Origin of the sequence: Rothia sp. P7208 (genome assembly GCF_048512915.1) — a bacterium.
Lineage (GTDB): Bacteria > Actinomycetota > Actinomycetes > Actinomycetales > Micrococcaceae > Rothia.
The window spans coordinates 1-13,897 of the sequence record NZ_JBLXXW010000013.1 but is presented as its reverse complement, the minus strand read 5'-3'; the positions used below and the strand labels follow the sequence as shown (position 1 = coordinate 13,897).

At 48.8% G+C, this 13,897-nt stretch carries 13 protein-coding genes; 10 read left to right on the top strand and 3 right to left on the bottom strand.

Annotated features, from left to right (window positions below; genetic code table 11):
• Nucleotides 1–59: 59 nt before the first annotated feature.
• Nucleotides 60–1,817 carry a VWA domain-containing protein gene (locus tag ACN084_RS08575; protein ID WP_419102001.1) on the bottom strand — a complete coding sequence of 586 codons (1,758 nt, stop codon included), beginning with the start codon at nucleotides 1,815–1,817 and terminating at the stop codon, nucleotides 60–62.
• Between the two features lie 654 nt (nucleotides 1,818–2,471).
• Between ACN084_RS08575 and glyA the strand changes: the two genes are divergently transcribed.
• Both glyA and ACN084_RS08565 read left to right on the top strand, forming a co-directional pair.
• Entirely contained in the window at nucleotides 2,472–3,755 is a 1,284-nt protein-coding gene (gene glyA / locus ACN084_RS08570) for a serine hydroxymethyltransferase (protein WP_419106571.1), read from the top strand.
• Nucleotides 3,755–4,651: a bifunctional methylenetetrahydrofolate dehydrogenase/methenyltetrahydrofolate cyclohydrolase gene (locus ACN084_RS08565; RefSeq protein ID WP_419106570.1), complete on the top strand. Its 897-nt coding sequence runs from the start codon at nucleotides 3,755–3,757 to the stop codon at nucleotides 4,649–4,651. The genes glyA and ACN084_RS08565 overlap by 1 nt, the downstream gene beginning before the upstream one ends.
• Before the next feature lie 128 nt (nucleotides 4,652–4,779).
• On the opposite strand, the gene ACN084_RS08560 is transcribed toward ACN084_RS08565, so the two are convergent.
• Nucleotides 4,780–5,556, bottom strand: a complete 777-nt coding sequence (locus tag ACN084_RS08560; RefSeq protein ID WP_419102004.1) for a GntR family transcriptional regulator — start codon at nucleotides 5,554–5,556, stop codon at nucleotides 4,780–4,782.
• 193 nt (nucleotides 5,557–5,749) lie between these two features.
• On the opposite strand from ACN084_RS08560, the gene ACN084_RS08555 reads away from it, so the two are divergent.
• The 4 genes from ACN084_RS08555 (at nucleotide 5,750) to ACN084_RS08540 (ending at nucleotide 8,819) form a co-directional block, all read left to right on the top strand.
• Nucleotides 5,750–6,226 (top strand): hypothetical protein, encoded by a 477-nt coding sequence (locus tag ACN084_RS08555; protein WP_419102005.1) that lies wholly within the window; start codon nucleotides 5,750–5,752, stop codon nucleotides 6,224–6,226.
• Nucleotides 6,227–6,233: 7 nt separating this feature from the next.
• Nucleotides 6,234–7,085: an exodeoxyribonuclease III gene (locus ACN084_RS08550; protein ID WP_419106569.1), complete on the top strand. Its 852-nt coding sequence runs from the start codon at nucleotides 6,234–6,236 to the stop codon at nucleotides 7,083–7,085.
• A 93-nt stretch (nucleotides 7,086–7,178) separates the two neighbouring features.
• Nucleotides 7,179–8,243 carry a tryptophan--tRNA ligase gene (trpS, locus tag ACN084_RS08545; protein WP_419106568.1) on the top strand — a complete coding sequence of 355 codons (1,065 nt, stop codon included), beginning with the start codon at nucleotides 7,179–7,181 and terminating at the stop codon, nucleotides 8,241–8,243.
• A gap of 15 nt (nucleotides 8,244–8,258) precedes the next feature.
• The gene (locus tag ACN084_RS08540; protein ID WP_419106567.1) at nucleotides 8,259–8,819 is read left to right on the top strand and encodes a 2'-5' RNA ligase family protein; all 561 of its coding nucleotides are present in this window, start codon (nucleotides 8,259–8,261) and stop codon (nucleotides 8,817–8,819) included.
• An 87-nt stretch (nucleotides 8,820–8,906) separates the two neighbouring features.
• Here the strand turns inward: ACN084_RS08540 and ACN084_RS08535 are convergent, their stop codons facing one another.
• Nucleotides 8,907–10,016 (bottom strand): mannose-1-phosphate guanylyltransferase, encoded by a 1,110-nt coding sequence (locus tag ACN084_RS08535; protein ID WP_419106566.1) that lies wholly within the window; start codon nucleotides 10,014–10,016, stop codon nucleotides 8,907–8,909.
• Nucleotides 10,017–10,289: 273 nt separating this feature from the next.
• Between ACN084_RS08535 and sdhC the strand changes: the two genes are divergently transcribed.
• Genes sdhC through ACN084_RS08515 form a run of 4 tightly spaced genes read left to right on the top strand, consistent with a single transcriptional unit; the run spans nucleotide 10,290 to nucleotide 13,804 of the window.
• Nucleotides 10,290–10,715, top strand: a complete 426-nt coding sequence (sdhC, locus tag ACN084_RS08530; RefSeq protein WP_419102010.1) for a succinate dehydrogenase, cytochrome b556 subunit — start codon at nucleotides 10,290–10,292, stop codon at nucleotides 10,713–10,715.
• A gap of 6 nt (nucleotides 10,716–10,721) precedes the next feature.
• Complete coding sequence (locus ACN084_RS08525; protein WP_419106565.1) at nucleotides 10,722–11,210, top strand: succinate dehydrogenase hydrophobic membrane anchor subunit; 489 nt, start codon at nucleotides 10,722–10,724, stop codon at nucleotides 11,208–11,210.
• Between the two features lie 43 nt (nucleotides 11,211–11,253).
• On the top strand, nucleotides 11,254–13,017 hold the full coding sequence (gene sdhA, locus ACN084_RS08520) for a succinate dehydrogenase flavoprotein subunit (protein WP_419106564.1): 1,764 nt from the start codon (nucleotides 11,254–11,256) through the stop codon (nucleotides 13,015–13,017).
• A gap of 1 nt (nucleotide 13,018) precedes the next feature.
• On the top strand, nucleotides 13,019–13,804 hold the full coding sequence (locus ACN084_RS08515) for a succinate dehydrogenase iron-sulfur subunit (protein ID WP_419102013.1): 786 nt from the start codon (nucleotides 13,019–13,021) through the stop codon (nucleotides 13,802–13,804).
• The last annotated feature ends 93 nt before the right edge of the window (nucleotides 13,805–13,897 follow it).

Sequence of the window (13,897 nt, the reverse complement as noted above, 5' to 3'; positions counted from 1 at the left end):
TTTAAATTAAATTTTTAATACACCCCACCGCTCTTAGCTGAGTTTGGAAAACCTAGTTTTTACTGGTTTTCGGTTGCTGTCTCTTGGTGGTGTGCTTGCGCTTCTTCGGCTCCAGCCTGTGCTAGTGCCTGTTTCTCTTGGCTAGAGAAGGAGAAAGCTTCTGCAAAGATCCGTTGGATGTCTTCTGCAGAGTTTGCAGGGAATGCCTGCCCACCGGTTTGAGACGCAATTTCCTGAAGTGCTTGCATATCTGCGTCAGGTGAAATACCGATAAGGATGATATAGACCGGAGCTTCTGGATCTTGTTGAGACTGGATGGTCTTAATAAGATCTTCGGTACTGATGGAATTATCATCGTGGTTTTCACCGTCAGTCATAACGATGACGGTATTTGCTGCGCCTGCCTTGTATTCTTTTTTGACATTTTGGAATGCCGCAAGAATAGTGTCGTTTAGTCCAGTGTAGTTATCTGGAATAGGTTTGAGGGAAGAACCAGCTTCAAGGAGGATGTTGCGCTGTGAACGCCCATCGACTTCATCACTCATATGACGAATAGGTGCAAGACTCTTATAATCAACGGTTTTTCCGCTGTCATCCTTGCTCATATTGCTAGAGAAACTCCACAATCCCATAGAATCTCGTGCGGGGAAGAGTTTATATCCGGCAAGGATGGAATTGACGGCAATATCCATACGGGTTTGGTCGGTACCATCAATTTTGTAACCCATGGAGCCTGAGACGTCTACCGCAACGAGGGCGTTCAATGGTGCCGCTTGAAGGGAATAGGTAGACCACGCTTCTGCTACAACGTCTGGGTTTGCACCGGTAAGGTTGGTGAACTTTCCGATGGAATCTTTTTCGAGCGGATCACCTTGTGCGTTGCGTAGACCTGCTTCTGCGAGAGCCTTTTTGCCGTCTTCAGAGGAGATGAACTTGGTGATTTTATCAGCTGCTTGTGAAACGGTTTTATTGGTTTCTGTTCCACTAGATGCCGGCTGGTAGAGCGGGTAATCTAATTCGCCACTGCCGGTAGCCGGAACATACGCGGTAAGTTTGGAATCGGAGTGTTCGTTGAGGTATGAGGCATAGTCGTTTTCTCCAACGATAGCCGAACGGTAGGTGTCATTTACTACACCTGAGAGGAGCTCTTGAGCGTTTTCTGCGGCTGTTTCAACTCCGATAGTTTGCGCTCGTGAACCGAGGTTGTTTGCTAGCGCTTGTTTGCTTGCTTTGCCGTTGGCGGTTTCTTCGGTAGCGTTGACGATGGACATGAATGAGCTAGGTTCTACGCTAGGGTCTCCCATGTGTACTGCGGTTACATCGCTGAGAGCTTCGTTCCATGATGGGTATTTGTCTGAAGATTTGGTGACAATGACGCTAGGCGTTTTTGCGAGGGATTCGGCTTTAGTCACTAGCTCGGTTTTTCCTGCGAGGGCAAGCTGAGCTTGTGTCGATGATGCAGGCAACCAGAGGTTTGGTGCAGACTTTCCTGCAATAATTTGGCTTGCAACGTCAGCAACGGAGGTGTCGTGGCTAACGGCCAAAACGATGCAGTCTTCTGGATTGACTGGGATTTTGTGGAGTACCTGCGCCATATCTGGTGTGGTTTCAACGGTGACGCGTTGAGTGGTTGCGCAGGAGGTAGGTACGGATTGTGCGTTAACTACTTTGTCTTCTGTGTTGTTACCTTTGAGGTAGTATGCGAGCATTCCACCGCTTAGTAGGATGGCTGTTGCGCCTCCGACTGCGGCCCATTTGCGCATGTTTTTTCTGCGTTGTGCTTCTCGCGCTTCGCGTCGAGATTGAGCGTTCCCCATTTGTACCCTTCCGCCCTGTCTCCGTAGGTGAGTTTATTTACTGGTGTGAAGATGCGTGAGCGCATAAATAAAGTATGTATCCTTACAAGCCTAATACTTTAGCATATAAAATGCGTTTAGTTTTTATACTATGAAATTGTTTAAAAATGGACATAAGTAGTGCAATTTTTGATATAATTATTTCTTGTTTAAATATCTTTTTGTGAATAAAAGTTTTTGTAGAAACTAATCGTGTTCTATTGACTAGGCGAAACAATGTCGTCAGGTGGGTTTTGCTAAAATTAAAAGGTTCAAAAGCCTATCTTTTGGCATGTAGCAACTTCTTACATTGCGGACAACGTTCGGGGGTGAGTTAAAAAAGAAAAACTCAAAACTTGAGTGATTATTAAAATAAACTTGGTAAAACTACAGAAACTGTCGAAAAATATACGCACCAGTTACGGTGAAGACACCTCAAAGTTCAAGCTGAGCGACTACCTGCTGTGACAGAAATATCAAAAATATTACGATACGCAAAAATTTAGCTGAAGTAACACATGTACGTAGTGCGGGTAACACTAATACACTAGATGAGTAGTCAACATTCACTCAGGGCAACCGCCCTTGAAAAGCTACCTCCGCCCCTGCACTGAGCTTGCCTCTTGGAAGGAACGCATGATGTCTTACACCGAACAGGTCACCAACCTCCCACTATCTCAAGTAGATCCAGAAGTTGCCGAAGCTATCACCCAAGAACAGCTACGCCAACAAAACACCCTAGAAATGATCGCTTCAGAGAACTTCGCCCCACGCGCAGTCCTCGAAGCTCAAGGCTCCGTACTGACCAACAAATACGCTGAAGGATACCCATCTCGCCGATACTACGGCGGCTGCGAATATGTTGACATCGTCGAAACCCTTGCTATCGAACGAGCCAAAAAACTCTTTGGGGCAGAACACGCCAACGTCCAACCTCACGCCGGCGCTCAAGCAAACAATGCCGTGATGCACGCACTACTCAACCCCGGCGACAAAATCATGGGACTCTCCCTCGCACACGGAGGACACCTCACCCACGGAATGAAACTCAACGTTTCCGGAAAACTCTACGACGTCGTCGCCTACGGTGTCGACGAAGAAACCGGATGCGTAGACATGGGGCAAGTACGTGAACTAGCCCACGCCGAAAAACCGCAAGTTATTATCGCCGGATGGTCCGCATACACCCGTCACCTAGACTTCGCCACCTTCCGAGAAATAGCTGATGAAGTAGGAGCATACCTCTGGGTTGATATGGCACACTTTGCTGGTCTCGTCGCTGCGGGGGTACACCCCAACCCCGTACCCTACGCACATGTCGTCTCCTCAACCGTTCACAAAACCATTGGCGGACCTCGCTCCGGATTCATCCTCTGCACCGAAGAACTTAAGAAAAAAATTGATTCTGCAGTATTCCCCGGGCAACAAGGCGGACCTCTCATGCACGTCATCGCCGCCAAAGCAACAGCCTTCAAAATTGCTGCAAGCGAAGAATTCAAAGACCGCCAAGAGCGCACACTCGCCGGCGCCAAAATCCTCGCTGAACGCCTAAGCCAACCCGACATGGCAGAAGCCGGAATTCACCTCATCTCCGGAGGAACAGACGTTCATCTTGTCCTCGTCAGCCTCGTCAACGCAGAACTTAACGGCAAAGAAGCAGAAGACCTCCTCCACACCGTAGGAATCACCGTCAACCGTAACGCCGTACCCAACGACCCCCGCCCGCCCATGGTCACATCAGGGCTACGCATCGGCACACCAGCCCTCGCAACCCGCGGATTCGATGAAGAAGCCTTCGTCGAAGTATCCGACATCATCGCTGAAACCCTCAAACCAGGTGCAAATATTAAAGCCCTGCAGCAACGAGTAACAGCACTATGCGAAAAATTCCCCCTCTACGACGGTATTCAGGAGTGGTAATGACACAAATACTTGACGGAAAAGCAACCGCACAAGCCATCAAAAAAGAACTAGCACAGCGAGTAGAAGCCCTCAAAAAACAAGGCATAACCCCCGGGCTAGGAACCGTTCTTGTCGGGGACGACCCCGCATCTCACTCCTACGTCGGAGGTAAACATAAAGACTGCCAAGAAGTTGGCATCGCCTCCTTACGGCGTGACCTCCCGGCTGAAACTACTCAAGAAGAACTAGAAGCTGTTCTAGAGGAGCTCAATAACAACCCAGAATGTACTGGATACATCGTTCAGCTACCTCTGCCTGAGCACTTAGACACCAATCGTATCCTCGAAAAAATTTCCCCCGAAAAAGATGCCGACGGGTTGCACCCCACGAACCTCGGAAAACTCGTCCTCAACGTCAACGAACCCCTTAACTCCCCGCTGCCATGCACTCCACACGGCATCGTCGAGTTAGGTCGCCGTCACGGTATCGAATGGGCCGGTAAACACGTCGTCGTACTTGGTAGAGGCATTACTGTTGGCCGACCACTAGGCCTTTTACTGACTCGCCGTGAAATTAACGCCACCGTAACTCTCGTCCATACCGGAACACAAAACCTCGATGAAATCCTCCATAGCGCAGATATTATCATTGCTGCTGTTGGAGTCTCCCACATCATCAAAGAACATCAGGTGCGCCCCGGCGCCGTAGTCTTTGACGTAGGAGTTTCCCGCATCTTCGACGAAGACACCGAAAAATACCGTCTCAGCGGAGATATCAGCCCAGAAGCCGGAGCTAAAGCAGGTTGGGTCTCTCCTAACCCCGGTGGTGTTGGCCCCATGACCCGAGCCATGCTACTTGTAAATGTTGTAGATACTGCAGAAAGAATGGCGTCACAACTCTCAACAAATCTATAACAATTTCATACAAAATCAAAGATGGCGGTTTTTATGTTCTAGATATTCAACAGAACATAAAAACCGCCATAAACATTAAAATTATTTACACTAAAATAGTTCAAAGCTAAATAGCTTAAAGTGGTTAGCTACCTACCAGTACGCGAAAGCCTAAACTCATAGTCATACCTATCAGCACGATATAAACACACGGTACTTTCTACCGCAATACCGCGATCAGTATAACCAATCTTCTCCACCCTCAACGCCGCAGAACCAGATGGAACGTCAAGCGCTTGAGCTTCCTCTCCCGTCACAAGCGTGGCACTGACACGGTGCGTGGCCTTCTCAATCCGATAACCACTACGCGTAAGCTGTTCGTCCAAAGAACCATGAGTCTCCGGCTCTACATGAGAAAAAACCTCCTGAAGAAAATGAGCTTTTTCATAGCACATCGGTTCAGTATCAGCCCGACGAATCTTCACAATCTCAATCACCCTTGTTCCTACCGGAATCTCAAGATTCTTTGCTGTCTGAGCATCCGCCCCCATCGGGTGACACCTCAACGTCGAGGTATCAGGCTTCTGCCCACGAACATCCATATCTTCGGTATACGAAATCAGCCGTGGTTCCTTCGCATGCAAATAGCGGTCTGCAACATACGTACCAGAACCCTGAACGTTATATACCAAGCCTCGACGTTGCAACGTTGCAATAGCACGCCGAACCGTATCACGACTAATATTAAAACGCTCCTGAAGTTCTCTCTCTGTCGGCAAAAGAGTATGGGGTGCACCCTGATCAATATATGTTGTACACAAATAATGCGCTAAACGAAGATATTTTGGCGAATTGCTCGAAGGCAACTCGAAAGATGCAGAAGTCTGTGCTGTCGCGTCCATCGTCATTGAATCTTCGCTAGTCATAGCTTCATACTATCTGCTTAAAGTACAATTCTTGAGTTTTTTCGCCCCCTGACGATGCAATAACTCAAAACACGATACGGCATATACTACAAGTCTTCATCTCACAGAATTTTCACCACCGGTTAAAACTATGAGGAAAGCCAAGCTCCCCACTATCGTGCTTGGACCTTCAAGCACTGGCATAATGATAAGTATGCAATCTTCCGGTTCAGACACAACAGCACGTACCCAAACACTCTCAAAAGCTCTCATCGGGGCAAGCCTTGGGGGAGGTATCCTCCTCGTCCTCTGCATTCTCGCCATCTACCAAGCCTCGCACGAAGAATCTGTGCTCGGATGGATTGTCGCAGGTATCCTGCTGGCATGGCTAGGGGTTGCCGGATACCTCGCCATCATCGTGACACAACAAGCCCGCACCACCCAAAAAAATCAAGAACTCTTCCTCCAAGCACGTCGAGCAGAAGAAGACGCCATGCTCGACGACAAATTATCTCACAGCTTCCAAATCGTTCTCGTACAATCAAAAGTCATCGCAGAACACCTCCACTCAGATGCACAAGATGCACCTGCCATGATTGAACGAGCACTAGACACCATCAACACCACAGCCTCCAACGGCATGAGCATGATTAAAGAAGCTCAAGGGCAGAACAACGCAGAAAGAGACTAACCACCCCATGACAAGAACACTTAAGACCCTACGTATTGCCAGCGTCAACGTGAACGGCATCCGCGCCGCATACCGTAAAGACATGGAAAGCTGGCTCAACGAACGAGACATCGACATCCTCTGCCTACAAGAAGTACGCGCACCCGACAAAATCGTACGAGAACTACTCAACGAAGAAAACTGGCATATCCTCCACTCAGAAGCTGCCGACAAAGGACGCGCCGGAGTCCTCATCGCCACAACACGTACCCCACACAAGAACTCCATCCTTCCCGCTACAGAACCGACCAACACCCGATCACACATCGGCGAAGAATACTTTGAACACTCTGGACGATGGGTTGAAGCAGACTACATTCTTCCCAACGGAGAACAACTCACCGTTGTCTCCGCCTACGTACACTCCGGAGAAGTAGACACACCCAAACAAGACGACAAATACCGTTTCCTCGAACGAATGCTCGTCCGCCTTCCCGAACTCGCTCAACACAGCGAAAACGTTGTCGTTGTGGGAGACCTCAACGTCTGCCACACAGAACGAGACCTCAAAAACTGGAAAGCAAACCAAAAACGAGCAGGATTCCTCCCCGAAGAACGCGCCTACTTCGACAAGTTCTTTGGACAAAGCGGATACGTCGATGTTGCACGTTCGCTTGCTGGAGACGTCGACGGCCCATACACCTGGTGGTCCTACCGTGGACAAGCCTTTGACAACAACGCAGGATGGCGTATCGACTACCAGATGGCAACACCCGCCATGGCACAACGCGCCATCAGCTCAGTTGTTGACCGTGCCGCATCCTACGACCAGCGTTTTAGCGACCACGCACCTCTTGTCGTCGACTACCAATTCGCGTAGCACACGAGTCAAAAATCTTAACACCTTCGAGGACTTTGATACCCTCATGGTCAAGACCCCGTCACAACACGCCAACCCATTGAAGGACACACCGTGGCAGAAGAAACCACCAACACCATAGACCGCGCACTCATCCCCAACGCGTCCAAAGGAAAACCCCGCGCTTTCTCCGGCGCCCAACCATCATCCGACTCCTTACACCTAGGAAACTACCTCGGCGCAGTAGAAAACTGGGTGCAGATGCAAGAAGACAATGAATGTCTCTTCTTCATCCCCGACATGCACGCTATCACCGTACGTCAAGACCCAAACGTTCTTCGTGAACGTACCCGAACCATTGCCGCACAATATATTGCTGCCGGAATTGACCCACAAAAAACACCTCTTTTCGTGCAATCTCACGTACCTGAACATGCACAACTCGCATGGGTACTCAACTGCATTACCGGCTACGGTGAAGCCGCTCGCATGACCCAATTCAAAGACAAATCCAGCAAACAAGGCTCCGAGAACACCACCGTCGGACTCTTCACCTATCCCATGCTCATGGCAGCAGATATTTTGCTATACCAAGCAGACCGTGTCCCAGTAGGCGAAGACCAACGTCAGCACCTAGAACTTACCCGCACTATCGCACAACGCTTTAACTCTCGCTTTGGCACCACCTTTCTCCTGCCAGAACCGCTAGAGTTCCGCGAAAGCGCAAAAATCTATGACCTACAAGACCCCACCTCCAAGATGAGCAAATCTGCCCAAAACGATAAAGGCATTATCTGGTTGCTCGACGACCCCAAGAAAACCGCCAAAAAAATTAAGTCTGCGGTAACTGACGACGGATCAACCATCGCCTTCGACCGAACCGACAAACCGGGCGTATCAAACCTCCTTGCCATCTATTCAGCAATCACCGGACGCCCTATCGAAAACATCGTCGAAGAATACGACGGCAAAATGTACGGGCACCTCAAAGTCGACCTCGCTGAAATTCTCGTACAAACCCTAGCGCCTATCCGTGAACGTTCTCTGGAACTGCTCGACGACCCAGCCGAACTCGATAAACTCTTGGCGGTTGGTGCGCAACGCGCTCGCGAAATTGCGTCTGTGACGTTGCAGAATGTCTACGAGCGTGTGGGCTTCATGGGTGCGACGACGCTTTAGCTGAAGAGCCCTTTGATGTCTTTATCGTCTTCTGCTGTGCGAGCTTTAGAGCTTGACCGGCATTTGAGCGTTATTGCGCCGGTACAAGGCGAGTTATCTCGTCTTGTCCGGTGCTGGCAGGGTGCTCATGGTGTGGCTGAATCTGTGCAGACGAGTCATCTAACAATTTTTTTATATGAGCCTACTCCTTCGACGAAAGATATGGTGCTCTCATCCTTGGTGAAGGCCCTATATGGGCAATACTCTTTTAGCGTGTCTATGGGGGCTATTGAGAGCTTCATGCCGTTATCTGAGGTGAGTTATCTGCCCGTGCTAGAGGGCGCGGCAGACTTGATGGCTTTACGTCAGCGGTGCATTGATGCGGTAGGGGAGTCTAGCTCTCCTTTTACATACGTTCCGCATCTGAGCGTATCGAATCGTTTGGGGGAGAGAGCTCTAACGGATTCTTTGCAATATTTTGCGTCGTTACCTTCTGCCGCTGAACGTTTTGTCGTAGATCATCTTCAAATCTGTGAGCATGTTCAAGGGACTTGGCGTTGTCTTAGGACGGTTCCGCTAGATACGAGTCATGATTAGGTTCTAGCTGGTAGGTCTGGCGGATACAGTAAAGCCTGTCTTATCGTTGTTGCGATAAGACAGGCTTTACTCTGTTGAGTTTCTTTTTTAGAGGAGCTCGTTGAGGTTGAGCTCCTTAATGTCTGCAACAGTGTTTTTCACTGCTTGAGCTTTATCTCGTGTAGTAATGAGCAAGGCATCGGGAGTGTCAACCACTACGAGGTTTTCAATACCGATAACAGCAATTTTGCGTTCTGCATGGGTGACAATAAGCCCTGAAGAATCTTGGTTGAGGACATTACTCTTCTCGCCTAATACGGTGAGCTTTTCACCTGTTTTCTCTTGGTTCAGGCGGGTGACTGCGTCGAAGTCTCCTACGTCGTCCCACGTAAAGGAGCCTGGTACCATGGCGACATCTCCTGCAGCTGCTGCTGGTTCTGCAACAGCGTAGTCGATGGCCGTTTTGGGGAGAGTATCCCATAGTTTTTGAAGAGTTTGGTGCTGTTGTGGGGTGTCCCAATCTTCTGCGATGGCGTTAATTCCGGCGTATAGTTCTGGTTCGTTTTCTTTGAGGTGTTTGAGCATCAGTTCTGCTGGTGCTACAAACATTCCTGCATTCCAGGTGTATTCTCCGGAGTTCACATAGTCTGCCGCTGTTGCTGCGTCAGGTTTTTCGACAAACGACTCTACGGCTAGAGCTGAGGGGGCATTGTCGATACCGAGCGAAGACTTTGCTTTGATGTATCCAAAAGCTGTGGACGGTTCGGTAGGGGTGATACCGATGGTCACGATTTTTCCGGTAGCTGCAGTTTCTACCGCTTCTTTGACTACTTTTTGGAATTCCTCAACCGGTGTGATGACGTGGTCAGCAGCGAAAGAGCCAATAATAGCTTCTCGATCTCTTTTGTAGAGGATAGCGCAAGCTAATCCGATAGCTGCTGCCGAGTCTTTGGGGGAGGGCTCAAGGACGAAGTCGGTGTCGTTGAGTTCACGAACTTGTTCGCGTACTGCTTGAGCGTGCGATTCTCCGGTTACAATCATCACTGAGCTTTGGGTGAGTCCGCTGAGCCTGTCGTAGGTTTGGCGTAGTAGTGAAGATCCGTTACCGGTAAGGTCTAGTAAAAACTTAGGTGCGTGTGCCCGCGATAATGGCCATAGGCGGGACCCTACCCCACCGGCCGGAATGAGCGGGTAAAACTTATCTAATGGTGTTCTCATCACCTCTAAGAATAGCGAATTTTTACGTCATAATTCTGAAAATTTTTTGAGATGTCTAACTATTGCTGGTCACTTTTTACGTCCAATGTGATGAGGATTTCCCTTGTTCTCGCGGAAAAGTTGAATATCGGCATAAAAATTTGTGCTAATTACGCTAAAATAAGCCGGTTTTTTATCAACTAACTGTCAATAAAACCGTAAGTGAACTGGTACTGTGTGTGACTAGATGAACACACATTAATTAGCTATTCGACGGCAGACATCGCTTGTTTGATGAGCCAAAACAGGGTCAGCCACGAACAGCTTGCAGGAGGTTATTCAGTGCCGAATAATTCACGAGGAACCTTGTACCGCGGCCGTGAAGGCATGTGGTCTTGGGTAGCTCACCGCATCACCGGTATCGCTATTTTCTTTTTTCTTCTTATCCACGTCTTAGATACCGCTCTTATTCGAGTTTCCCCCGAAGCCTATAACTCCGTGATGGAGCTTTATAAAAATCCCATCATGGGGCTAAGCGAAGCAGGACTTGTGGGAGCTATTGTATACCACGCCTTTAACGGTATTCGCATTATCCTGATTGACTTTTGGAAAGATGGCGCAAAAAACCATAAAAAAATGCTTTGGGGAGTCCTCCTTCTCTGGGCCGTTGTTATGGTTCCTTTCCTCATCCGCCACATGATTAACACTTTCGGAGGCTAACGCATCATGGCTGTTTCACCACAGAAAATCAAAATTTCTGCTCCGAGAAGCAAAGACAACACCGTTAACGGAGTCAAATACAACCGCTCTAGCTCAAAACGCAATAACTTCGAAATGTTCGCATGGCTTTTCATGCGCATCTCAGGTGTTATTCTCGTTGTCCTTATCTTTGGACACCTCTTCGTCAACCTCATGATGGGTGAAGGCGTTCACCGTATTGACTTTGGTTTTGTTGGCGGTAAATTAGCTCAACCTTTCTGGCAGGTCTGGGATCTACTCCTGTTATGGCTTGCAATGTTGCACGGCATGAACGGTATTAGAACCATCATCATGGACTACGCAGAAAAAGACAGCACTCGTTTGGCATTGAAATTGGCCCTATTCTGCTCTGGTGCTTTTGTTCTTCTCATCGGAACCCTCGTAATCTTCACGTTTGACCCATGCCCAACTGGCGCGGCACCAGAACTATTACCTTCTTTCTGTACCGCCCCATAACTAGCTGAACCTACTACTAGATTTTAGAAAAGAGCATTTTCACATGCAGGTACATAAGTACGATGTCGTTATTATCGGTGCTGGTGGAGCTGGCATGCGTGCCGCCATTGAAGCCGGCACTCGCGCTCGAACCGCCGTTTTGACCAAATTGTACCCAACCCGTTCCCATACAGGAGCCGCTCAAGGTGGTATGTGCGCGGCCCTCGCCAACGTCGAAGAAGACAACTGGGAATGGCACACCTTTGACACCATCAAAGGTGGCGATTACCTCGTCGATCAAGACGCTGCCGAAGTCATGGCTAAAGAAGCAATTGACGCTGTTCTTGATTTAGAGAAAATGGGTTTGCCCTTCAACCGTACCCCCGCTGGACGTATTGACCAACGTCGTTTCGGCGGGCACACTCGCGACCATGGTAAAGCACCAGTGCGTCGAGCATGCTACGCTGCGGACCGTACCGGGCACATGATTCTTCAGACGCTCTACCAGAACTGTGTAAAGCATAATGTGGAGTTCTATAACGAATACTACGTTCTCGACCTCATCATGGTAGAAGATGAAAAGGGGCAACGACGCCCCGCCGGCGTGGTCAGTTACGACCTTGCTTCTGGTGATGTGCACGTATTCCAAGCAAAATCCATTATCTTTGCCTCTGGCGGTTGTGGAAAAATCTTTAAAACTACGTCTAACGCACATACCCTCACCGGTGACGGTATGGCGATTGCTCTACGTAACGGTATTCCGCTGGAAGATATGGAGTTTGTGCAGTTCCACCCAACGGGTCTTGCCGGTCTAGGCATTCTCGTCTCTGAAGCTGCTCGCGGTGAGGGCGGTATTCTACGTAACTCTGACGGTGAGCGTTTCATGGAACGTTATGCTCCCACCATTAAAGACCTTGCTCCACGTGATATTGTGGCGCGTTCTATGGCAAACGAAGTGCGTGAAGGTCGCGGTTGTGGACCGAACAAGGATTATGTTCTTCTGGACTTGACCCACCTCGAACCAGCCCACATTGATGCGAAACTTCCTGACATCACGGAGTTCGCTCGCACCTATCTAGGTGTTGAACCGTACACCGAACCTGTTCCGGTGTTCCCTACCGCACACTATGCAATGGGTGGTATTCCCACCAACATCGAAACAGAAGTGTTTGCAGATTCGGAGAACACTATCCCCGGTCTTTACGCCGCTGGCGAGGTTGCGTGCGTATCTGTGCATGGTTCTAACCGTTTGGGCACGAACTCTCTGCTTGATATTAACGTTTTTGGTAAGCGTGCTGGTATTAAAGCGGCAGAGTACGCTGCTTCTGCAGAGTTCTTACCTATCCCTGAGGACGCCGCAAACCGCACTTTAGAGCTTTTGACGTCTCTACGCGATGGCAACGGTACCGAAAAAGTTGGTGTTATCCGTAAAGAACTGCAAGATGTGATGGACGCCGATATGCAGGTGTTCCGCACGGCCGATACGATTCGTAATGCTCTTTCAAAGATTGCAGAGTTAGAAGAACGTTATCAGCGTATTTCTATTCAAGATAAAGGTAAGCGTTTCAATCTTGATTTGTTGGAGGCCGTCGAGCTGGGCTTCTTACTTGAGCTCGCTAAGGTGATGTCTGTTGCTGCTTTCCATCGTCAAGAGTCTCGTGGCGGTCACTTCCGTGAAGATTATCCGGATCGTGATGACGTGAACTTTATGAAACATTCGATGGTATATCGAGACGAAAACTCAGAGTTTGAGGGTATTAGCGGTCTTCGTTTTGGTACGAAGCCTGTTGTCTTTACCCGTTATGAGCCGAAGGAACGTAAGTACTAAAATGTCTGATTTTGAAGCACGTGAACCAGAATCTAAGGTTGCTATCGCCTCGGAGCAAGGTGGCTCCCAAGGTATTAAAACCTATGATGTGACGGTTAGAATTCGTCGTTATAACCCTGAAGTTTCGGATCAAGCGCATTGGGACGAATTCAAGGTGACGATGTACGGTACCGATAGGGTGCTTGATATCTTGCACAAGATTAAGTGGGAGATTGATGGTTCGTTATCGTTCCGCCGTTCATGCGCTCACGGTATTTGTGGTTCTGATGCTATGCGTATTAATGGTAGAAATCGTTTGGCGTGTAAAACCTTGCTGAAGGATTTAGATATTTCTCAGCCGATTACGATTGAGGCCATTAAAGGTTTACCTTGTGAAAAGGACCTTATCGTGGATATGGAGCCGTTCTTCCAGTCGTATCGTGAGATTATGCCATTCTTGATGAATGAGGGGCATGAGCCAGAGCGTGAACGCTATCAGTCTGTTGAAGATCGTGAACGTTTTGACGACACAACAAAGTGCATTTTGTGTGCAGCGTGTACGACGTCCTGCCCTGTGTTTTGGACGGATGGCCAGTACTTTGGCCCGTCGGCTATTGTGAATGCTCACCGTTTTATTTTTGATTCTCGTGATGATGCTGGTGATATGCGTCTTGAGATTCTCAACGATAAAGAAGGCGTGTGGCGTTGTCGTACGACGTTTAACTGTACTGATGCGTGTCCGCGCGGTATTCAGATTACGAAGGCTATTGCCGAGGTGAAGCAGGCTATTCTAGCTCGTTCGCTTTAGAACAGACGTAGCTTACGTACCTATATCGGGGGTACTCTTTCCCTTCTATGATGTGGTGGCCGTTTGTTTAGAAAAAGGGCCCACAATTTTTTT